Source organism: Shewanella sp. WXL01 (genome assembly GCF_012263345.1).
Taxonomy (GTDB): domain Bacteria; phylum Pseudomonadota; class Gammaproteobacteria; order Enterobacterales; family Shewanellaceae; genus Shewanella; species Shewanella maritima.
On sequence record NZ_JAAIKQ010000002.1, the window covers coordinates 1 to 22,055 of the forward strand.

The window sequence follows — 22,055 nt, forward strand, 5'->3', positions numbered from 1 at the left end:
TTCTGCTCAGTGCCATCAACCGAGTGTACCAGCAGGGTGTCGGTGAGTGACTCACCTGTTTTCAGCCCTTGAATTGCCGTTTGTGAATTGTCAGCTTTGTAGATCCAATGGCCACTCACGTCAATCGATAAACTGCCGAACTGACCTTGCAACGTGCTGCTGACGAAGTGGGCTTGGTTTTTATCTGCATCCGTCACCGAAAGCAGACCTTCGGCATGCAAGTTTCCTTGACTGACATTGTAATCTTCTTTGACGAAGGCGTATGTATCTCCACCAGGTGTTGGTGCGGTTAATAGAGTGGGATTACCAGTTGATGAGATGACATTGGCAATTACCGCTTTGTCATCAGTACCATGGATAGTGACAGTTATTTTTTGTTCAGTCCCATCCACGGTGCGCACTAATACGCTGTCTGTTATTGACTCGCCAGTTTTTAGCTCCTGAATCGCGGTTTGTAAATTGTCCGTGGTATAGGTCCAATGGCCATCAGTATCGATACTAAGCTGACCAAATTGTCCCTGTAGATTGCTCGCGATAAATTGACTTTCACCTAAATCAGGATCGACAACGGATAGTTGTCCCTGTGTATGCAGCATGCCATGGCTGTCGATGTGAAGATCTTCAGTGACACTGGAATGATTGATTCCTTGTATTTGCGCAATCTGGTTTTGACCATGGATGTCGACTGTTATCTGTTGGCTAACGCTATTACCCGAACTATCAGTAACCTGCACAATGAAGCGTTCGCTGGCGATGTCGCCCTGCTTTAACGCTAGGGTTTCGGCAGATTGATTATCCAAATGGTATTGCCACATTCCAGTTTGTGGGTCGATTTGTATGTGGCCAAAATGACCTTGTCTATTAACAACCGACCAAGTAGCACTATCGCCATGGTCGACATCGGTTGCAATGAGTTGGCCGATTGCGGTATCAACGCTGCCTTGCTCATTTAATGCAGCATGATGAACACCTGAAATGGTGGGAAGATCATTACTACCTTCTACGTTGACAATGACTAGGCTGTTAACTTGGTTACCTTGGTTATCTGTCGCGGTGATCACAAACTGCTCTTGATGTAACTCACCTTCATTTAAAGCATTTGTTGCGGATAGACTATTATCCAAATGGTATTGCCACTGACCTGTGGCGCTATCGATCTGTAGATGACCATATTGTCCTTGTTGTTGATTGGTCGCCCATGTCACATGTTGGCTGTTTTCACCATGAGCAGTTAAAGTGCCATGAACTGAATTAACACTGCTATCTTCCTTAACTTGTTGATTTTTATGTTGACCTTCAATTGTTAACGGCTTTTCATGGCTGCCAGTGCCAGTGCCAGTGCCAGTGCCAGTGCCAGTGCCAGTGCCAGTGCCAGTGCCAGTGCCAGTGCCAGTGCCAGTGCCAGTGCCAGTGCCAGTGGTCACTTCTGTAAATGGCACAGCAGTCACTTGGGCGGGTTTTGGGGTCACATTAAAAGCGATGGTAAAATTGGCAGGGTTTTCGCTGTTGTGGTTTGCAGACAAGGCTTGTGCAATTGTTGAAAGGCCAGGGACTTGGGCGTGTGAAATGCTGATATGCTGCTGTTCAATCCCTGTGGTCTCACTACTACCATGTTCGATTATCGGTTGAGCATGGGACGCTTTGCTTGCTGTTGTCTTTATATCGGTTGGTGTTAATTCTGATGTTGATTGACTGGCAATTTGCGCTGAAGCATCTGCATCACCATCTGTGGTTGGCGCGCTGTTGGATTTGTCAGCGAGGGGCGTCTCATCAGTGTGTTGTGGATGGGGAATGGCAGCAGTTTGACCGACTTGCCAAGGCTTATCTGCAACAAGATCTTTGTTACCTATTTGGCTGGTTTTGCCGTCACGAAGCTCTTTTGCTTTGAGCTTATCAACATCAGCATCCACTTTTTTCGCTTTGGATTGGGCGATTTTTTCCCGTTTTAATTGCTGCTTAGATTTACTTGCTTGCTCGCCATGCTGAGTTTTGTTGTGTGGGCGATTTTCATCGTGTGACATCGTAATTGACTCCTATCGCTCACCAAAAGCTTCAGTAACATTAGTAAATACAGGCTTCCAAAGGTATTGAAATACGCTTTTCTCACCAGTAACAATATCGGCTTCACCGGTCATCCCTGGAAGCAGATCAAATTGACCCGGGTGTTCGCCAAAATAGGGTTTATCAATGCTTATCTGTACCTTATAAAAAACGCCACCTTTCTCATCTTTGTCTGTACTGGGAGAGATGCGAGTGACAGTGCCGTCGAGCGCACCGTAACGACTATAATCAAACGCATCTATCTTGATTCTGGCAGGCTGATTTTCACGAACAAAGCCAATATCTCTCGGTGATAACTTCACTTCCATCAAGCCTGTTTTTGTCATGGGTACAATGACGGCTACCGTGCCTCCGGGTTGAATAACGCTGCCGCTAGATGTAGAGGGAATTGATTGAATAATGCCATCAACAGGTGCGGTCACCGTGTTTTGCGACACTAAAGAGCCAGATGATTTTAGTTGCGCCAGAATGCCCAGTAGTTGGGCCTGAGTTTCAGTGCGTTTTTCTTCAACTTCTTTAAGTTGAGTGGCTTGTTTCTGTTTAAGTTGTTGCTCGAGATTGATCAGGTTTTTGGCCAAAACTTGCTGTTTACTTTGCATGCTTTTTAGTTCGCGCATATAGGCATCAAGCTTTTGTTGCGACTCTAAAATACGCAATTTTGATACCGCTTGCTCGGCGGTAACCGAGAGCATCATTTTTAGGGTTTGTTGGGCGGTATTAATTTGATCTTCTAAAGGGGGGATTTCCGTTTCTAGCCCATCAAGTTCCGCTTGAGATTTTGCGATTTCAGACGCCGACAGTTGCTGCATGGCTTCGCGTTCTTGATTCATGCGCAGCAATGATGCCGTGTGGAGTTTGACCAGTTGTGGGTAGGTGCTATTAAACTCATCAAAGTTGGCTGAGCGTTGTTGAATAAACGCATCGTATCGTTCAATTCTCAGTAGCAGGTTAGCGCGTTTACTCTCTAATTCCTCTTCTGCAGATTGACTATCAATGGCGACAAAACTGGCTAGCACATCACCTTTTTTGACCTGATCACCTTCTTCTACCACCACAGAGGCTATGGTACCGCCGGTGAGGCTCTGAATCACTTGCCGATGTCCTAGCGGTACAACATGGCCTTTGGATTTTGATATCTCTTCTACTTGGGTCAATATCGACCACAGTAGCATGACCAAAACGGAACTGGCGATGAGGATGATAATCCGCGTGATGAGTTTCTTCTCTGTAGGGGCTTCTATTGCTTCTGTAAACTCATGAGCAGGCCAAGTTCGATTGGCAAGCTGTCGATTATCCATGGCTGCTCTCCTGAGGTAGTTGGCTGTTTTCGCTGTTGGGGGCGCTTGGGTCGGGGACTGGCCCTGCATAGACCACAGTGCCTTTATCTAAAATGATCACTTTGTCAGCCTGTTGAATTAAGTCGGCGTCGTGGCTGGTAAATAACACGGTTGTATTGCCCTTCAACTTAGCAAAGGTTTCGAGTAACTGCGCTTTGGCATGGGGGTTTTGATTGGCAATCGGTTCGTCAAGTAAGATCAACTGGGACTGTTTCAATAGTGCTCTTGCTAAGCTGATATAGCCACTTTCCACGGGAGACAGCAGACTATGGCCGTTTTTAAACAGTTCACAATGGATGTTATTGTCGAGTGCATCAAATAGGGCGGCACCACCGGCTGCGTATAGCGCGTTAATCAGTTCTTCATCGCTAGCACTAGGCATAGATATGCGGATATTGTCAGCTAAGGTACCTGGTAGTAAATCAGCTTGAGCTGGGCTATAAGCTGCCCATTGCCTGAGCGCTTGCGGGTCATATTGTTTTAAGTTTTTGCCGTTAATCGTGACAAAGCCCGCCTGAGATTCAACCACGCCAATCGCCGCTAACAGCAGCGAGGTTTTGCCACAAGCATTGGGGCCAATAATCGCCACATTTTCACCGGCATCTATGTCTACCGAGATGCCTGATAATGCGGGCTCAGCATCTGCACTATAACGTAAGGTCAGATGTTGGAAGCTCAGCTGCGGAGCTTGGCTAGTATCAGGTAAATCCAGCCGGAGTTCATTATGTTCAGTAGAAGCGGTCATGAAGCGGTCAAACTGCTCGGCAGCACTTTTAACCATAGTGATCTTTTGGCTCGATGAAAATGCCAGTTGTGCAGGGCCTGTGATACGCCAAATCAACATCACACAGGCGATGAGCGCCCCAGGGCTGATACTCTGATTCAGCACTAAAAAAATGCCCGTAAATACGGTGACTAACGCGGTGAATAAACTCATCGCATGGGCAACCGCGGCATTGAGCCCACTGCGTTTCGCGTAGATAAAGTTTTGTCGGCAATGTTCACGACATTGACGACAAAACTTAACGTACCACCCTTCATTGTGGCCGCTGGTTTTGACTTGAAGTAGGTTCTTGGCTAACTCGTTCAACGATTGTTGATAGTCGCTGCTAATTGTCGGCGAGGCCGATTGAGTGAATTTGTTGGTCAGCTTCATAACCCAATAAAAAAGCGCCAACATACTCAGCGGCACTACGACTAACCAGCCACTCAATAGCGCGATGGTAACCAGTGCAATTAAGGTAAAAGGAACATCGACTAAACCGGTGCCTGCGGGACCAGATAGTAGTACTCGCATTTTTTCAGCATTGCGCATTCTGGAGATATGATTAGACAGTCCGACGCGAGAGAGTACGGTCAATGGCATGCTCAGCAAACGATCGAAGGTCAAATTAGACAGATCGCGAGCAAATCGATTGCTGGTATTGGCGAGTACCTTGGCACGCACTAATCTGCTTGAGACCAAAATACTGATTGCTAACGCGGCTCCTAAAGCAATGGTTGGCAATACCGATGGGCTCTGGCCACCAATCACCCGGTCATATACCGCCATTGTAAACAGCGGTACCGCAAGGCCGGTGATACTGGCCAGAAGGCTTAACCAGAAAACCGGTCGATACCACTTGGTCTTTTTACTTAGCTCATGGGCAAAGGCTTTGGTGTTTTGCTTATCCGTCGGCAAGCTATCAACAATCAGAATGTGACCGCCTGTCTTGGCTGTAAGAGGTTGCCACTGATCGTTATTACCAAGTTGTTCAAGGTGTTCATGGCGCCGGCGGATAACCTGGGCTGGTGAGTTATCTGGAATAAACAAACACGGGTGACTCGTTTGTGCCATCATCTGCGGACTAAACTGCAACACGCGAAAGCTCAGCTTGTGTTTTTTTAACAGCTGATTTAACGATAACGTATCGAAAGGTTGTGATTGTTGATCATTGAGCAAATGGCTGGCTTGCGCGTATAACCCAAGTTGTTGTAACAGCGAAATTGTGGCCTGTTTCAGGTCATTATTTTGTGACATATGAACGACGGAATTCATGCTGACACCTCCTTCGCTTGCTGCTGGCAGTGTCCTTGGGTATCAATATGTAGATGTATGTCGCTCAATGCTCTAATACTAGTAAAATAACTGGCGAATATGATGGTCATGTCGCCGCGATAGCTAGCTAATAATTTCAGCAACCTTTGTTGTGAGTCTGCATCCAATGAGATCATCGGTTCATCAAGCAGTAAAATTGAGGGCGATTGGACTAATGCCCGCACTAAGCCAATGAGCTTAATCGCACCTTTATTCAACATTTGGCTGTCGTTATTGCCCACAAGTGTTTGATAGCCCGCAGGCAGTTGCGCGATGGTTTCTGTTAACCCTAAGGTTTCCGCTATGGCCATAGCTTGCGGTTCTTTGTCAGCAGCAAATAAGGTCATGTTTTCCATCAGCGTGCCAGCCATCAAGGTTGGCCAAGGGGATACGTGCAGTACCGACTGACGATATTCACTGCGTTTATGTTGGCTTTGCTCGACACCAGCAATCAATATTTTTCCGCTTTCTACCCGATGAAACGCGCCAATACTACTTAGTAGCAGACTAGCGTGAGTGAGCGGGTTAGAGGTCACTGTCACAAGGCTCCCTGCTGGAATTTCAATATTGACATCAACGAGCTTGGCCCCGGTTTGTTGCAAGCTAACTTGGTGCAGCTGTATTGGGCCTAGAGGAAGTTTTTGTTGGTATTGGGTTGTGCCATCAAAAACCTCCCCTGGCAGCTGGCTCAACTGCTCAACCTGTGACATAGCCGTTTTCGCCACAGCCAACCGTGAACGTAAGCTGATGATGGCACTTAATGGGGCGATTGCCCGGCCGGCCAAAATAGAGCAAGCAGCGAGTCCCCCTGTGGTTAAATCACCGTTGAGCACCGCCAAGCAACCTATGAGGACGATAAGCAAGGTGGTGGCTTGCGAAGCACCTTGAATAAGTTCCTGTAATTTGGACGACAACCAGTCGACTTGTTGCTGCTGGGCGAGTCGTTGGTAATTGATCTCGTTGTACATACCACTGAGTTTGGTTTCCATTCCCAGAGCTTTGGCGGTAGTGAGTCCCGATAGCACCTGGATAAGCAAGCGTGAGCGCTCACCCTCGGTAAGCCCTAAAGCTTGGGTGGCTTGATTGAGTTGTTTACCAATCAGGTAAACAAGTACGCCAATTACCGCCCATACCGCGATGGGGATGAGCACCAGTGGGCCGCCAATATACGCCACTAAAGCCAAGAAAATCAGCACGAAGGGAAAATCCATCAATGCAACAAGCGCTTGGCCTGAATAGATTTCTCGCATAGTGGCAATGCTGTTTAACCCGTTGGCAATCACCCCAGTGCCTAAAGACTCAATCCGCTTATAATCAGATTGCAATAACGCGCCTACGGTATGGGTAGTTGTTTGAAGTTCAAAATTTGCCGCGCTGGAAGCAAGTACCCAACTGCGTGCATAGCGCAGAACCAGTTCTAATAAAATGGCAACGGCCACGGCAGAAACCAGCACGCTGGCAGTGCCATACCCTTGATTCGGCAGAATTCGGTCGTAAATTTGCAGCATAGTGAAAGGCAGTGCCAATGACAGCAAGTTAATCAAGGTAGACGAAAGCAATAGCTCGACCCAAGCACGGTTTTTGATTAGCAGGCTAAAGTTGTCTGTCATTGCTTACTTCCTTGTTGTGGGGGAGATACGTCATTACGGAACGATTTTTGAGCGGTTACTATTACCAGATTAGTAGTAATTTTAGTGAAAAGACTATGTTTTGTGGAATTTTTGTGACTAAAACCGTATGTGTAGTCCAAATGAGTGGGTTTTAAAAATGAGGGCTTTAGATGAGCATATCATTAGACCTGAATTTAAATTCTTAGCGTCCATTTTGTTGCTGAAAACTTAGTTTACATTGAGCGGTTATTATCAAGCTTGTTTTACAGATAGCTAATGGATGCATTGTCGTGCAGTTTTTTCACCTCAATTAATTTGAGTTCAAAGGCGGAGGGGAGTACGCAATACAGTGTTAATTGTAATAAACCAACGTACAGAGATTATGCTAGATAAATCGCGTAGAACAACGTAGAAATTGCAGCTAGTTATTCTACTTGTGAAATTTTTCGTAGAAAGCAAAAAGCTCACCCGAAGGTGAGCTTTTTAATGTTTGGTGGAGGCGGCGGGACTTGAACCCGCGTCCAGAAAGCCTACATCCAAGGCGCTACATGTTTAGTCTCTCTTTTGGTTAACCCGATAAGCTCCGAAAGACAGGATATTATCAGGCGAGTCCGGTACTGTTTCGCGGTTCACCCCCGAACAAGGTTCCCTCGCTAGCACTATGTAAGATGACCATCAAAATCCACTGCCCATGTGCGAAACGTGTGGCTGATGGCTAGCGAGCCTAAGCTGCTAGAGCGTAGTTATCGTCGTTTGCAACTATAACTGTGCGGCTTTTTACGAGGCCAACCGCCCCTCGACATGCTCCCAGGGTTTCGTGAATCCTGTCGAATCCAGAATCGCCCCCAAAGTTTGTTAATTGTATCGAGTATTTAGCAAAACGCCTAGCGACATTTTCGCAAAACATCACTGTTTGGTTATTTATCAGCCCAAACGAGACTTTTTCATCACGCGTGATTGCTCAACCTTCCACTCGCGCTCTTTCGTATCTTGGCGCTTGTCGTGATCTTTCTTACCTTTACCTAAGCCAATTTCAACTTTTACCCATGCGCCTTTGCGCCAGTATAGTGACAGCGGCACCAATGTGTAGCCTTGGCGTTCAATCAAGCCTTCTAGCTTGTCGATCTCGCTGCGTTTTAGTAGTAGTTTTTTGGTGCGAATTGGGTCACATACAACATGAGTTGATGCTGTGTTTAATGGTTGTACGGTACAGCCGTGCATAAATGCTTCGCCATGTTTAATGTAAACATAACAATCAGCTAGGGTAACTTTACCCATACGCAGGGATTTTACTTCCCAGCCTTGTAGCTCTAATCCGGCTTCAATTTTGTCTTCGATTTTAAATTCAAAGGTCGCGCGTTTGTTGCGGGTAATTGTTGCTGGTGGATTCTTTGCTTTTTTGGAATTCTTTTTTGCCATAATTGCGTGGTTAACTCGCAGTTGCCCATCTATTTTTCTGCTCTTAAAGGCAGATATGGGGGAGAGAATAATCTAATTCAAGGGATTATACCCCAACAGCTTGAAGATGCGAGGATTAACTTGTTTGCCCAGTACCTAGGTTTGTGAGTTAGATCGTCTGAGCTTTATAACGGCTGATAACTGTAGGGATGCCTTTTTTTACCAACGTGCTAAAATCCCGTGCAAATTACAGTATTCCAATGAGCAACAATGCCAAAAATCTCTAAAAGTGTGCTGGTCCGGTTTAGCGCATTAGAAATGTATAACCTAGTGAATGATGTTGAGTCTTACCATGAGTTTTTACCCGGCTGTGTCGGTGGCAAGGTGCTTGAGTTTGATGGCAAAACCATGGTGGCATCGGTTGATGTCAGTAAAGCAGGTATTAAGAAAACCTTTACGACGCGCAATCAAGTCGTTGAAGGCAAGTCGATAGCGTTAGAGTTAGAAAATGGCCCGTTTAAGTTCTTACATGGCAATTGGAAGTTTACCGAGCTAACGGAAGAGGCGTGCAAGGTTGAGTTTGACTTGGACTTTGAATTTTCAAACCCGTTAACTGATATTGCTTTTGGGCGAGTTTTTAAAGAGTTAGTCGGTTCGATGGTAACCGCATTCACAGATAGAGCTAAGGTGATTTATCGTGACTAAAGAAGTTGAGTCATTTCCAGTTGATGTCATTTATGCCTTACCTGAGCAGCAAAAGGTAATAACGGTGAATGTTGCGCCGGGCACTAGCTGTATTGAAGCGGTTGAGCAGTCCAATATTGTTGCGTTTTTCCCTGAAATTGACCTAGCAAAAGTAAAGCTGGGTATTTTTAGTCGTCAGGTGAAGCATCAAGAGGTATTGCAAGCTGGTCAGCGAGTGGAGATATACCGACCGTTAATCGCCGACCCTAAAGATGTTCGTCGCCGCCGCGCTGAAAAAGCCAAAGAAGAAGGGCGAATTAATAAGACCACTGGCGCGAAGGTGAGTGCTTAACTTGCGTTTGCCTATGGTTTTCAGACCATGTTAAAACTAAAAAAGCAGAACGGGTTACCATTCTGCTTTTTTATTGCCTACTTAAGGTAGGCTATCGCTTTGGGTTCAAACTATTCAGCGTCGTCGTTTTGCTGTTTTAAACCTTCTTGCAGTTCAACCACCTTCTCTTGAACTAGCGGTTTTGCATCTGGACGCGACTCAGGTACAAGTGGCTCATCTTTTGATGGCCCTGAAATACTTGGTAATTCGCCTTGGCCTAGTGGCGTATTAAAGTCTTCACTGAGTTCGTAATCACCTTCAACGCGGGCGATTTTGTCATCTTCAAAATGAATGATTAACTCTTTGTGGATGATGCTCGCATCACGACCACTCTTAAAGTGATAAACATAGTACCAGGTGTTGTCAGAAAAACTGTCGCGTAGTACAGGGCGCCCCAGGATGTACTCAGCTTGCTCCTTAGTCATATCAACACGCAACTGCTCTACTTGTTGCGCTTCCATATAGTTACCTTGTGGGATGTCAGGCTTGTAAATCAGCCAGTCAAATACACCACATCCAGACAGCGAAAGGCTAAGTACTGCAGCACTCAAAAAGGTAAAACGTTGTTTTTTGTTAATCATTATTTGTAATACTTCCTAAATTCTGTCGGCCATGATACCCAAGGGCGACCTAAAATGACAAGGGTTCAGGCTTATGTTTGTGTGTTTGAGTGCTTAGGGCGCTTTAAGTTCAGCTTTAAACAAAACATATCGATAAAAGCCAAACTTGCTCGATTTAACTTGAGAGGGTAAAACGGGCTTGCTAAATTTGTGTGGTCAATAAAAGTATGTCAAGTTTAGAGTGTTGCACACTAATTAGTGTTCGCTAATATAAGGTCGCGTACGACGATTATGGAAAATAAGCAGAATAAACAGGGGAGTTTGGTTTTTGTTGGCACCGGATTGCAGTTAGCTGCTCATATCGGTGCACTGAGCAAAAGCCATATTGAACACGCTGATATTGTGTTTTCATTAGTGCCAGATGTTTTTTGCGAGCAATGGCTCGTTGGCTTAAACCCAAAACATGCTTCTTTACAGCCGTATTATGCCCAAGAGGGCGAGGTAAAAAGTCGCCGCGATACTTATGCGCAAATGGTTGAAGCTATTTTGCAGCAAGTCCGCCAAGGTTTAGATGTAGTTGTAGCCTTATATGGCCACCCAGGGATCTTTGCTTGTGTGTCACACCTTGCAATTAAGCAAGCTAAAGTCGAAGGGTTTGAAGCACAAATGCTGCCTGGCGTTTCTGCAGAAGCTTGTCTTTGGGCAGATCTTGGTATCGACCCAGGCCAAGCTGGCCATCAAAGTTATGAAACCACGCAATTTATGCTTTATAACCACCAAATTAACCCCTATACCCATGTTTTGCTGTGGCAAATAGCCTTAGCTGGTGAGCATTCATTAACTCAGTTTGCTACCACTAAAGATAGGTTGCAGATATTGGTTGAACATTTAAACCAGTGGTATCCGTTAGATCATCAGGTTGTCATTTACGAAGCGCCTAATCTACCTTTAATGTCGCCGCGCATCGATTGGCTTGCACTAAAGGATTTGTCAGATGCTGATTTAACTATGATTAGCACCCTGATGATCCCGCCAGTAGGCAAATTAAAATTGAACCAACAAATGTTGGCAAAATTAGGAATTTCCGAGAGCGATCTCGGTTAGTCGTGACGCAATAGCGTGTTAAACTCTCCCTTGAAACATCAAATAAGGAAATAGTATGTCTAAATTGACCGATTTTTTTACAGAATTAAATCAGGATGTAAAGCTGCAACAAGCCTACAAAAAGGACCCTCGTGGCGTGATGCAGCAGTATGGTCTAACCGATGAAGAAGCCGAAGCTGTGATGTCAGGTGACATGAGCAAAGTCCAATCATTGTCGGGTGACAAGAATATGAAGTTGTTTATGCTAATTGCTAATCACTCGGAATAAGCTCTTGTTATCTCGTCTTCTGATTTCAGCTTTACTTGCCTTGATGTTGAGTGTCAACGTCAAGGCGAGTGATATTGATAGCCAGTTAGGCGAGCTAGACTCATTGTTGCAATCTGACCTTCCTAAAGCCGTTTCTCTTATTGAAAGTCTTGAACCTAGAACCGGCAATTTTACTTCGCAGCAATTAGCAAAATTTAAAACCTTGAAAAGCATTAACCACCTTTATACCGGTAACTTTATTGCTGCAAAACGCGTGTTAGATGAAGCTGAGGGGCTAAATCCCAATCAAGAACTACTCACTCAGATTTATCTTTACAAGGTAACAGTAAGTATTGGATTAGGTGAATACCAGCAAGCATTTCAACAGCTAGAGCAGAATTTAAGACGTATTGAGCAGGGCGATGATACTCATGTTAAGGTGCAGTCCTATTTACGTTTGTTGAATGTGTATCTTGATTTGGAAGCCTACAAAGAGATGCTGTTGGTGGTTAATCGGGTATTGGCATTCAATAAGGGTAGAGATACTAAAAGTGAATGTTATGGCATGCTCTACTTAGCGGTAGCGAATCTTGAACTGGATAAGCACGAAGCTGCGGCTGAGTATTTCAGGCGTAGTGGTGATTATTGTCAAAAGCATGGTTACCCTCTAATCGTGGCGATGTCAGTTAAAGGTCAAGCTCGGGCTTTATTTGAGCAACAAAAGTACCCTAACGCACTACCTGGTTTTTTATCTTCTTTAGAAGCCTACGAAAAGTTTAACTTTAACATTGAGATATACAGTAACTGGGCGTTTTTAGCTGAAACTTATTATCACCTAGGGATGTTTGCTGAGGCTAGAGACTATGCCCAGCGAGTAGCTGATCTGGCGCAAGTGCAAATGAATATTCGCCCGAAACAGCGCGCCCACGGCATACTCGCTCTATTAGCCAGAGACGCTGAGCAATATCAGCAGGCGTATGAGCATCAAGTAAGATCGCAGATGTTAAGCGAGACCTTGCTTAATGAGCAGCGATTAAAACAAAACGCTTATCAAATGGCACAATTTGAAATTGCCGAGAAAACCCGTGAGCTTGATAAAATTGTTCAGGATTACGATATTTTTGGTGAGCAGCGCAAAGTGTTGAATCAGCAACGCAGTTACTCATATATGTTTTCAACCATTTTCGCCGGAGCCAGTATTTGCTTATTCCTGATGCTCGTAGCGGTTTGGTCTCAACGTAGCAACTACAAACGCCAGGCCCAGCGTGACCAACTTACCGGCGTTTATAGCCGTTTTATTGGGCAAAACATGGCTGAAAATCAGCTGATTCAATGTCAAACTCGCCATTCGGATTATTCGGTAATCTTGTTTGATCTCGATTCGCTTAAGCAAATTAATGAACAATACGGTAATGCTAATGGTGACTGGGCATTGCAGCAGGTAGTCAATGTGCTAAATGAGCTTATTGATAAAAAACATATTTTGTTGCGGATGAGCAGCGAAGAATTTGGACTATTCATGCCGCAAACTCATATTGAGCAAGCATATGAGCTGACAACGCAATTTCTCGAACAAGTAGCCAGCATTGAAACTAAACTGACCGGCCATCAATTTGCCATTACGGTGAGTGCAGGCTTAAGCTGCTGGACAGAGCAAGACTTAAGCCTTGACCCGATAATCAGCCGTGCAGCCCTAGGGCTTAAACAGGCAAAAGAGCAAGGTAAGAACCAGGCTGTGGTTTATAACCCTGTAAAAGTGAAACAAAGCCAAGCCGATACGGAAATGGTAATAGTAGAAAGCTAGGCATGCTTGTTGTCACCAAAAGCCGGTTTGTTGTGGTGTAACTCTTGTTCTCTCATCTCGCGGCAGTGACGTTGCCTTTATAGTGCGCCTTTACTCTCTGGTATTTATTTTCTCGTCTTTAACCAGTCGTTACTAGTTTGTCGCTCCCACAACGCTGCTACCATCGTCATTCCAACAACGCTACCAACGGTGTCATTCCCGCAAGGCTTTTAAGCGGGAGTCTAGTTCTCGGTTGCAAGAGTAAAAGCGAGACCCTCGATTAAAAGCATCTCGAGGGTGACCGTTTGGTTGCCATTCCCGCAAGGCTGCTACCATCGTCATTCCAACAACGCTACAAACACTGTCATTCCCGCAAGGCTTTTAAGCGGGAATCTAGTTCTCGACTGCAAGAGTAAAGCGAGACCCTAGATTAAAAGCATCTCGAGGGTGACCGTTTGGTTGCCATTCCCGCAAGGCTGCTAACACAGTCATTCCAACAACGCTACCAACAGTGTCATTCCCGCAACGCTTTTAAGCGGGAATCTAGTTCTCGATTGCAAGAGTAAAGCGAGACCCTCGATTAAAAGTATCTCGAGGGTGACCGTTTGGTTGCCATTCCCGCAACGCTTTTAAGCGGGAATCTAGCCCTCGACTTCAAGAACAGGAATAAGACCCTAGCTTGTGCTTAAACAAAACCAAGGTGTGAATACTGTATCTTTGACATTGAACTGCAAGTCGATCAGCAGTCGCGCTATAGATAACAGTTCGTAGTTAACACTTCCCCTTGAGGCTATCACTTGTAATTTTTGCGCCATCCAAATCTCTCCACCATTTTGGTGCGCTTTCAGAAAGCTCCATTCATCATGAGCAAGTTAATTCAGCAAACTTGCACCAAATTGGCTCTTTTGAACTTTTTATGCACTTTTTTTGAAAAAATTTAAAAAAAATTGAATATTTTTCGCGGACAAATCGAGTGTTGTTCGGTTAATACGTAGCCACGCCTAACAATAAATTAACCTTATTTCGGTTACCTTTACGTTAACGTAAGATTAAAACGTTCGTTTAAGTTGGCTTGTCTAGGTTTGTTATCTAAATGTATGAAATATATGCTCTTTCACTATTTCCGCTAGCGGCAGCTCAAAACGCAGAGTTGATTCCTATTGTTACTAATTCGACTAAAGTTGCGTAACAATATTTGTACGATGCGTGCTTTATGGTTGTAATTTTACTACATTGCGTTTGTTAGGGTTATTGGTCTGACAAATTATTCTATTGCTGGTGTTTTGCTGTTAATCTCTCTGGGTGGGTCTTGGTTAATTATCTGAATTTTAATGAAAAATACTTATGTTGCAAGTCTTGGTATTACCAATTTTATGATGGTTTTTAAGTCTATTTTTGCTCGTTTTTTCTGCGTTTAGATTGTTGCAATTACAAATGTTTGTGGTTAGTTTTTAGTTCAACGCAAACATTTGAAAGTTTTTGCTTACGGTTTTTAAAGAGTGAATGCTCTAAATTGGCAGGGCACCTCTGATGAAGGATTCGACTAGCAAAAGCTAAAGTTACTCAATAACAGTTACTCAATAACAGTTACTCAATATTTATCGGGTCAGTTTTATTAAGACCGCTGGATGCCAAAACAGAAATATGGCGGCACCCAACACAGTCTCAATAATCTAAGCACAAGGATGCAATTATGACGGCAGATCAATTAGTCGCTAAATATTCAGCGCAAACCGAAACCCAGTCGAGCTCAAAGCTGGCAGTTTTGGGTAGCCATGTTGAAGGCCAAGAGAAGATCCTTAACTCAGGTGCTTTAGCATTACTGGAAACACTATGTGAGCAGTTCGCTGCCGAAGTGCCACAGCTATTAGAGAAGCGCCGCCATAAGCAACAGCGAATTGATGCGGGCGAGCTGCCTGATTACTTACCTGAGACACGTGCAATTCGCGATGGTAACTGGTCTATTCGTGGTATTCCGGCAGATTTGCAAGACCGCCGTGTGGAGATCACAGGTCCTGTTGATCGCAAAATGATTATTAATGCACTAAACGCCAACGTAAAAGTGTTTATGGCCGACTTTGAAGACTCACTCGCACCTAGCTGGGAGAAAGTGGTTCAAGGACAAATTAACCTACATGATGCGGTTAACGGTGATATTGAGTTTACCGCGCCGAACACAGGCAAGCACTATTTATTAAACCCAGAACCTGCTGTATTGATTGCTCGCGTACGTGGTCTGCATTTAAAAGAAAAGCATATTGAGTTTGAAGGCGAAGCCATTCCTGGCGGATTAGCCGACTTTGCTTTGTACTTTTACCATAACTATCGTCAGTTATTGGCGAAAAATTCTGGGCCATACTTCTACATTCCTAAGCTTGAGAGTCATCATGAAGCGCGCTGGTGGGCAAAAGTATTCTCCTTTGTTGAAGAGCGTTTCTGCCTGCAACCTGGCACCATCAAGTGTACTTGCTTGATTGAAACCCTGCCGGCTGTGTTTGAGATGGACGAGATTTTATATGAGCTTCGTTCAAACATTGTGGCGCTGAATTGTGGTCGTTGGGACTACATCTTTAGCTACATCAAAACCCTTAAAAACCATCCAGACCGAGTGTTGCCAGACCGTCAAGCTGTGACCATGGACAAGCCTTTCTTAAGTGCTTATTCACGTCTGCTGATTAAGACCTGTCATAAACGTGGTGCACTGGCGATGGGCGGTATGGCGGCGTTCATTCCAGCAAAAGACGAAGCTACCAATCAGCAAGTATTGCAAAAAGTTCGTGGCGACAAAGAGCTAGAAGCTCGCAACGGCCATGATGGCACCTGGGTTGCTCACCCTGGTCTTGCTGATACTGCCATGGGCATTTTCAACGACTACATTGGCGGTGACAACACCAACCAATTGCATATTACCCGTGACGTTGACGCGCCAATTCCAGCTGCTGAGTTGCTTGAGCCTTGTGATGGCGAGCGTACCGAGACTGGCATGCGTTTGAACATTCGTATTGCGGTGCAGTACATCGAAGCCTGGATCCAGGGTAACGGCTGTGTACCTATCTACGGTTTGATGGAAGATGCGGCAACCGCAGAGATTTCACGTACTTCGATTTGGCAGTGGATCCAACATGAAAAGAGCTTATCTAACGGCAAGCTGGTGACCAAAGACTTGTTCCGCCAAATGCTAGCTGAAGAGCTGAAAAATGTTGAGCAAGAGCTAGGTACGGAGCGGTATCAAGCGGGCAAGTTTACCCAAGCGGCACAATTGTTTGAGCAGATTACTACCTCAGATGAGTTGGTCGACTTTTTAACTCTGCCTGGTTATGAGCTGCTAACAGCCTAAGCCGATTACCCAGCTCTAATTAACAAACACTGAATTACAGATTTACAAAAACAACGGAAATTAGGCAAGTGGCGAGTGAGTTATCTCATAATGCCGCACACTTGCCAGCCCTACACACAGGAAGGAGAAGCACTATGTCTACTGAAACACTGACTCGCGAGCAGCAGATTGAAGCGATTAAAAAGGATTGGGCTGAAAACCCACGTTGGAAAGGCGTGAAGCGTCCGTACACTGCTGAAGAAGTGGTAAAGCTACGTGGCTCTGTCGTACCTGAGAACACAATTGCTAAACGTGGTGCAGCCAAGCTTTGGGAATTAGTAAACGGTGGTGCTAAAAAAGGTTATGTGAACTCACTAGGTGCACTAACCGGTGGTCAAGCGGTTCAACAAGCTAAAGCGGGTATTGAAGCGATTTACCTTTCAGGTTGGCAGGTTGCGGCTGACGCTAACTTAGCGGGCACCATGTACCCAGACCAATCACTATACCCAGCGAACTCAGTTCCAGCGGTAGTTGGTCGCATTAATAACTCTTTCCGCCGCGCTGACCAAATCCAATGGGGTAAAGAAATTAACCCAGGTGATGAAGGTTACACTGATTATTTCTTACCAATCGTTGCTGATGCTGAAGCTGGTTTTGGCGGCGTACTAAACGCATTCGAGCTAATGAAAGGCATGATTGATGCTGGTGCGGCTGGCGTTCACTTTGAAGACCAATTAGCGTCAGTGAAAAAATGTGGTCACATGGGCGGTAAAGTACTTGTACCTACTCAAGAAGCGGTACAAAAGCTTGTAGCTGCGCGCCTTGCGGCTGATGTGAATGGTGTTGAAACCTTAGTGATTGCCCGTACCGATGCTAACGCAGCTGACCTAATGACATCTGATTGCGACCCATATGACCGTGACTTTGTCACTGGTGACCGCACTGAAGAAGGTTTCTACCGCGTGAAAAATGGTATTGACCAAGCAATTTCTCGCGGCTTAGCTTACGCTCCGTATGCTGACCTTATCTGGTGTGAAACGGCAACGCCTTGTCTAGAAGAAGCGAAGAAGTTTGCTGATGCGATTCATGCTAAATACCCTGATCAGCTACTTGCTTATAACTGCTCGCCATCGTTCAACTGGAGAAAGAACCTCGACGACGAAACGATTGCACGCTTCCAACAAGCGTTGTCGGACATGGGCTACAAGTACCAGTTCATCACCTTAGCGGGTATTCATAACATGTGGTACAACATGTTCGACCTAGCGTATGACTATGCGCGCGGTGAAGGCATGAAACACTATGTTGAGAAGGTGCAAGAAGTTGAGTTTGCTGCGGCAGAAAAAGGCTACACCTTCGTATCGCACCAGCAAGAAGTGGGTACAGGTTACTTCGACCAAGTTACCACTTGCATTCAAGGCGGTAAGTCTTCGGTTACAGCCCTAACTGGTTCTACTGAAGAAGAGCAGTTCTAAGGCAGCTTTAGCAGTAACGAGCTGTATCGGTAAGGCTGGAGTACCAGCTTTACCATTGTTTTACTTTCACTTTTTGTTGTTACGCATTGCCATGTTTAACAACCTTGTTATTCAAATCAGTTTATTACGAGCACTCATAAGCTGATTTGAGTAAACCCTGTGCGGTTCACCTACAGGCCACACAGGATTTTTGTCCAATTCAATTAGCTATGCTTATGTTTTTATAAATGGTTATGTTCAGAGACTGTTTTTAAAAGAGTGAACTAGGTAGTGGTTAGTTTCTTGGTTTGGATCTTTCCTACCCGTGAGGTTTTCAACCACATTGTTTGTGTTGCGGCTCTTAGGAGCCGTTTTTTTCGCCTTTTATTTCTAGTTGGTCACGTTTTAGTTTGTTGAGTTTCGTCCGTTTAGCGTAAGGTCTGCACCAATAAGCAATTTCAACCGCATAAAGTTATGCCTATACTGTTAAAACGCGAGTCAGCTTTTCATGTAAAGGAATGCAATTGAATTCACCGTCTAATTCAAAACAAAATCAAAATCAGCCACGTGGGGCTGATTACTGGACAAAGCGGATCAGCAATCAAGAAATTCCCGCATTATGCTCAACGGTGCGAGAGTTAGAAAAGCTCGCCAAGGATGATGTGTCGTCGCTTGCCAAGCTCGGGCAGAGCGTAATGCACGACAATGCGCTTACCTCGCGCATCTTACGGGTCGCCAATAGCGCGATTTACAACAAAGGTAATAATCAGGTCTCGACGGTAAGCCGCGCAGCTGTAGTGCTTGGCTTTGATACGATTCGCAATATCTGCATTACAGCTAAGATGCTGTCGAGTTTGCTAGAAACCAAAAACCTCACTGAAGATGTGTACCAACGCTTGCTAAAGCTAATGGCGCAGTCGTTTCAGGCGGCTATGTTTGCCCGCATGATGCTAGATGATCATGATGAATCCTTGCGTGAGGAAGCCTTTATCGCATCACTACTGTATCGCATTGGCGAAGTTGGCTTTTGGAGTGTTGGGGATATTCAGTCAGAGCGTTTAGACAAGCAGCTAAAAATGGCGGATGCTGAGTCGGTAAGGGCTACCATCAATGCTGAGCTTGGCACATCGTTCAATCAGTTATCGAAGGGGATTGCTCGTAACTGGGGCTTAGGTGAGCTGTTAGTGAAGTCTCTAACACGCCCTGATGAGCGTACCCCAGAAATACGCAGTATTTACATGGCTGATCAACTCGCTGATGTGATTATGGCTGATCGTTTAGATTTGCCTAAGTTTAAAAAAGTGATGCAGCAGTCGGGTGAGTTGGTTGGTGTATCAAGCGAAGAGTTCGCGCAGAAGGTATTGCAATGTAGCGAGCAAACCCAAAAGCTCGCCCATGCCTACGGTGCTGGGGATTTAGCCGAGTTCTTACCCAATGCGCAAGCTAGAATTGAAGCCTTTGCTGCTGATGATGCTGAGTATTTCCAGCAAGGGAATTTGCCTAATCTCACGATTCAATTAGCGCAAATTCGTTTGCTTACCGAAGCCATTATCACTAAAACGGACTTTAATACCGTCACTATGCAGACGCTTGAGGGGATCCTTAATGGCGTTGGTATGGATCGCTGTGGCTTGTTGTTGCTATCACCTAATCGTAAGCAGCTAGAACCAAGAGTTATGTACGGAGAGGATAAGGAACTACTCAAGCGATCATTGGTTATTTTGCTGGATGAAAGCGGCGCGGTGTTCACTCAGTCAGTGAGGTTAAAGCAAGCTCAGCTAGTTGATAAATTAGCATTAGAGAGCTGCTTAACCTTGTTGCCAGAGGCGGTTGCAGAGTTAATCGACAAGCAAGGTTTCATGATTGCGCCTTTGGTCGTGGAAGATAAAGTACTAGGTGTGTTTTATGCCGACCGCATTATTAGTCAACAGATGTTAACCGAACAAGACTTTCAGGGCTTTTGTCATTTAGTGCAACTGGCTGGTTTGAGCTTTGCTACTTCGATGAAGTAACTCTGGTTCTATGAAGTAGCTCTGGTTCTATGAGGTGCCTCTGGCTAATCCTAAAACTGTCATTACTCATGCCTAAGGCGAATTTGAGACATAAGTTTGAGTTAAAGGTTTGGAGTAATAATAAGTCCACCAGTTGGTGGACTTATTTTTTGTAGCAGAATTTGTTTTTTTGGAGGGGAGCTTACTGCTTTATCAAGCTAGTGATGCGTTTAGCTTTGTCATTAGGGATAGGGAAGCTTAAGTGATATTGCAATACCTTCCAGCCTTGTGGTGTCCATACCATGGCGCCAGTTCCTCGGCTAACACCATAAGACTCGCTGTATAGCTGCTCATCAAATACCACAGTGTCGCCGACCTTGATTAATTTGCGCGATTGTAATTCATAGCGCCAACCCTGGGTCTTTTCGGCGTATTGCCTAAATTGCTTCATGTCCCAACGTTCGGTGGCGTCTGTGCCAATGAATACCGCCTGGTCATGATACAGCGAAAAGTAGAGTTGCCAGTCAGCGGTTTCTGCACTCTCATGCAACTGGTTAAGTAGGCTATTAATTAATTGGCGATCTTTTTCGTCTAATTGCTGTGGATCGTTAAGCTTTATTGCATCGTTGAGATCTGTGATAACCCCTGCGCTCTCTTTACTGACTTGCTCGCTTTGGGTGTTCAGCTCAGTATCTATAGTAAGGCTAGAGGTTGTGGTTTGCTCTAGCGGTTTGTCGTCGGTTTCTACTTTGGTATCGTTCGCTAGACAGTCGAATGCGGTGACTGTGGTAACTAGCATGGCGATAAGGCCAAGTTTGATGATGCTAAGTGTCATGTTTATCCTTGAGCGTTGGTTTAACTGTGCTTTGCAGTTGTGAGTTGCTGCTTAGCTATTAACTATTGCTGCGTGGCTAAGTAGGCTTTTGTTAGTTTGTATTGGTACTCTCGTTCCCACCTACTTGTTTTATTGAGGAGCGAGTTAACTAAATTAGTGCCAGTGTATCGGGTTTAACTGATAGAAACGACTGAGTTCTTGATACAAATCTGGATGTTGTTGGTGAAACTGTTGCGGTTTTTCAAAAAATGTCTCGCTGATCACTGCAAAAAACTCTGCTGGGTTAGTCGCACCATAATAATCAAACAATGAAGGTATATGGTTGCGAGCGCAATGGCGCAGTTGCTCAAATTCGCGACTTAGCACTTGAGTCCAGGTCGGGTAGTCATCAATTTTGCCTAGAAAAGGGGCGCCGTTGGCTGTTCCTGTTTCCTGATCCAATTGGTGGGCAAACTCATGGATCACCACATTGCTGCCATCAAATGGGTCATCTGCACCAGCTTTGGCGCTGTGCCAGGATAAAATGACCTTGCCATTTTCCCAAGACTCACCCAAATGAACCTGGCGTTGACTAGCATGTACACCGTTACCATCGACGCTTTGACTTTGCACAACGAATGCGTGCGGGTAAACCAGTATTTGTTTCAGCTTTGGATAATAATGATTGGGGCGATTAAGTAGCAGCAGGCACGCTTGCGCTGCAATGGTTACTTTTACTTCATCATCAATCTCAAGACCCGCGCAGCCGACGAATTGCTTCTCAGCGACGAACACCTGAATGTGTTTTTTCAGCTGTAATTGCAGGTCTGTTGGCATGGACTGAAAGTAGGGGAAACGGCGTTTAAGGATCTGCCGCCAGGCCTTTGGAAATGGTTGAGCGGTAATTTTCACGCGTCTGCGTTTGGCTCGGCCATTGCTACTGGCAAGATAGTAAATCGCGCCGCTGGCGGCAATGAGTAACACAATGATTGCTAACATAGCTTCTCCCTGTTGTTGATACCAATCAGCACAAGTACTTGAGCATTCTTACTGGCTAAAATCACATATAACTTCGTTAGAAATTTTGAAGCTAGAACAACTAGCTCGCTGCAATTTCTACCTTGTTCTAAGCAATTTTTTCTGCGTAACCTCTGCTCAGTTATTCATCCCGATTGGTATGATTTAGACATGGGGGAGCTCTGTGGATTATTCAAGGGGAAATGTTAAT

At 45.1% G+C, this 22,055-nt stretch carries 16 protein-coding genes and 1 other RNA gene; 8 read left to right on the plus strand and 9 right to left on the minus strand.

What is annotated here, in order from left to right; translation table 11 throughout:
- The 6 genes from G3R49_RS05265 to smpB all read right to left on the minus strand — a co-directional run.
- The coding region (locus tag G3R49_RS05265; RefSeq protein ID WP_167868920.1) for a VCBS domain-containing protein at positions 1 to 2,021 on the minus strand (2,021 nt) is incomplete at its 3' end.
- Positions 2,022 to 2,033: 12 nt separating this feature from the next.
- The gene (locus G3R49_RS05270; RefSeq protein WP_167868921.1) at positions 2,034 to 3,359 is read right to left on the minus strand and encodes an HlyD family type I secretion periplasmic adaptor subunit; all 1,326 of its coding nucleotides are present in this window, start codon (positions 3,357 to 3,359) and stop codon (positions 2,034 to 2,036) included.
- A complete protein-coding gene (locus G3R49_RS05275) occupies positions 3,352 to 5,436 on the minus strand; it encodes a peptidase domain-containing ABC transporter (RefSeq protein WP_245335277.1) in 2,085 nt (694 codons plus the stop codon). The genes G3R49_RS05270 and G3R49_RS05275 overlap by 8 nt, the downstream gene beginning before the upstream one ends.
- Complete coding sequence (locus tag G3R49_RS05280) at positions 5,433 to 7,085, minus strand: ABC transporter transmembrane domain-containing protein (protein WP_167868922.1); 1,653 nt, start codon at positions 7,083 to 7,085, stop codon at positions 5,433 to 5,435. The genes G3R49_RS05275 and G3R49_RS05280 overlap by 4 nt, the downstream gene beginning before the upstream one ends.
- Before the next feature lie 491 nt (positions 7,086 to 7,576).
- Positions 7,577 to 7,932, minus strand: a transfer-messenger RNA (tmRNA) gene (gene ssrA / locus G3R49_RS05285).
- Positions 7,933 to 8,009: 77 nt separating this feature from the next.
- Positions 8,010 to 8,504, minus strand: coding sequence for an SsrA-binding protein SmpB (gene smpB / locus G3R49_RS05290; protein WP_130597931.1), 495 nt, complete (start codon positions 8,502 to 8,504; stop codon positions 8,010 to 8,012).
- A 249-nt stretch (positions 8,505 to 8,753) separates the two neighbouring features.
- Between smpB and G3R49_RS05295 the strand changes: the two genes are divergently transcribed.
- Both G3R49_RS05295 and G3R49_RS05300 read left to right on the plus strand, forming a co-directional pair.
- Positions 8,754 to 9,188 carry an SRPBCC family protein gene (locus G3R49_RS05295; RefSeq protein ID WP_130597930.1) on the plus strand — a complete coding sequence of 145 codons (435 nt, stop codon included), beginning with the start codon at positions 8,754 to 8,756 and terminating at the stop codon, positions 9,186 to 9,188.
- Positions 9,181 to 9,519, plus strand: a complete 339-nt coding sequence (locus G3R49_RS05300; RefSeq protein ID WP_167868923.1) for an RnfH family protein — start codon at positions 9,181 to 9,183, stop codon at positions 9,517 to 9,519. Before G3R49_RS05295 ends, G3R49_RS05300 begins: the two co-directional genes overlap by 8 nt.
- A 110-nt stretch (positions 9,520 to 9,629) precedes the next feature.
- On the opposite strand, the gene G3R49_RS05305 is transcribed toward G3R49_RS05300, so the two are convergent.
- Positions 9,630 to 10,139: an outer membrane protein assembly factor BamE gene (locus G3R49_RS05305; RefSeq protein ID WP_130597928.1), complete on the minus strand. Its 510-nt coding sequence runs from the start codon at positions 10,137 to 10,139 to the stop codon at positions 9,630 to 9,632.
- A gap of 270 nt (positions 10,140 to 10,409) precedes the next feature.
- Between G3R49_RS05305 and G3R49_RS05310 the strand changes: the two genes are divergently transcribed.
- The 6 genes from G3R49_RS05310 to G3R49_RS05335 all read left to right on the plus strand — a co-directional run bounded on the left by G3R49_RS05310 (position 10,410) and on the right by G3R49_RS05335 (position 20,034).
- Positions 10,410 to 11,222 (plus strand): SAM-dependent methyltransferase, encoded by an 813-nt coding sequence (locus G3R49_RS05310; protein WP_167868924.1) that lies wholly within the window; start codon positions 10,410 to 10,412, stop codon positions 11,220 to 11,222.
- A 55-nt stretch (positions 11,223 to 11,277) separates the two neighbouring features.
- Positions 11,278 to 11,490, plus strand: a complete 213-nt coding sequence (locus G3R49_RS05315; RefSeq protein WP_130597926.1) for a hypothetical protein — start codon at positions 11,278 to 11,280, stop codon at positions 11,488 to 11,490.
- A gap of 4 nt (positions 11,491 to 11,494) precedes the next feature.
- Complete coding sequence (locus G3R49_RS05320) at positions 11,495 to 13,273, plus strand: GGDEF domain-containing protein (protein ID WP_167868925.1); 1,779 nt, start codon at positions 11,495 to 11,497, stop codon at positions 13,271 to 13,273.
- A gap of 1,672 nt (positions 13,274 to 14,945) precedes the next feature.
- On the plus strand, positions 14,946 to 16,589 hold the full coding sequence (gene aceB / locus G3R49_RS05325) for a malate synthase A (RefSeq protein ID WP_167868926.1): 1,644 nt from the start codon (positions 14,946 to 14,948) through the stop codon (positions 16,587 to 16,589).
- A 134-nt stretch (positions 16,590 to 16,723) separates the two neighbouring features.
- The gene (gene aceA / locus G3R49_RS05330; RefSeq protein WP_167868927.1) at positions 16,724 to 18,043 is read left to right on the plus strand and encodes an isocitrate lyase; all 1,320 of its coding nucleotides are present in this window, start codon (positions 16,724 to 16,726) and stop codon (positions 18,041 to 18,043) included.
- A gap of 497 nt (positions 18,044 to 18,540) precedes the next feature.
- On the plus strand, positions 18,541 to 20,034 hold the full coding sequence (locus G3R49_RS05335; RefSeq protein WP_167868928.1) for an HDOD domain-containing protein: 1,494 nt from the start codon (positions 18,541 to 18,543) through the stop codon (positions 20,032 to 20,034).
- A 181-nt stretch (positions 20,035 to 20,215) separates the two neighbouring features.
- Here the strand turns inward: G3R49_RS05335 and G3R49_RS05340 are convergent, their stop codons facing one another.
- Both G3R49_RS05340 and G3R49_RS05345 read right to left on the minus strand, forming a co-directional pair.
- Positions 20,216 to 20,848 (minus strand): nuclear transport factor 2 family protein, encoded by a 633-nt coding sequence (locus tag G3R49_RS05340; RefSeq protein WP_167868929.1) that lies wholly within the window; start codon positions 20,846 to 20,848, stop codon positions 20,216 to 20,218.
- A gap of 153 nt (positions 20,849 to 21,001) precedes the next feature.
- Positions 21,002 to 21,826, minus strand: a complete 825-nt coding sequence (locus tag G3R49_RS05345; protein WP_167868930.1) for a zinc-dependent peptidase — start codon at positions 21,824 to 21,826, stop codon at positions 21,002 to 21,004.
- Between the last annotated feature and the right edge of the window lie 229 nt (positions 21,827 to 22,055).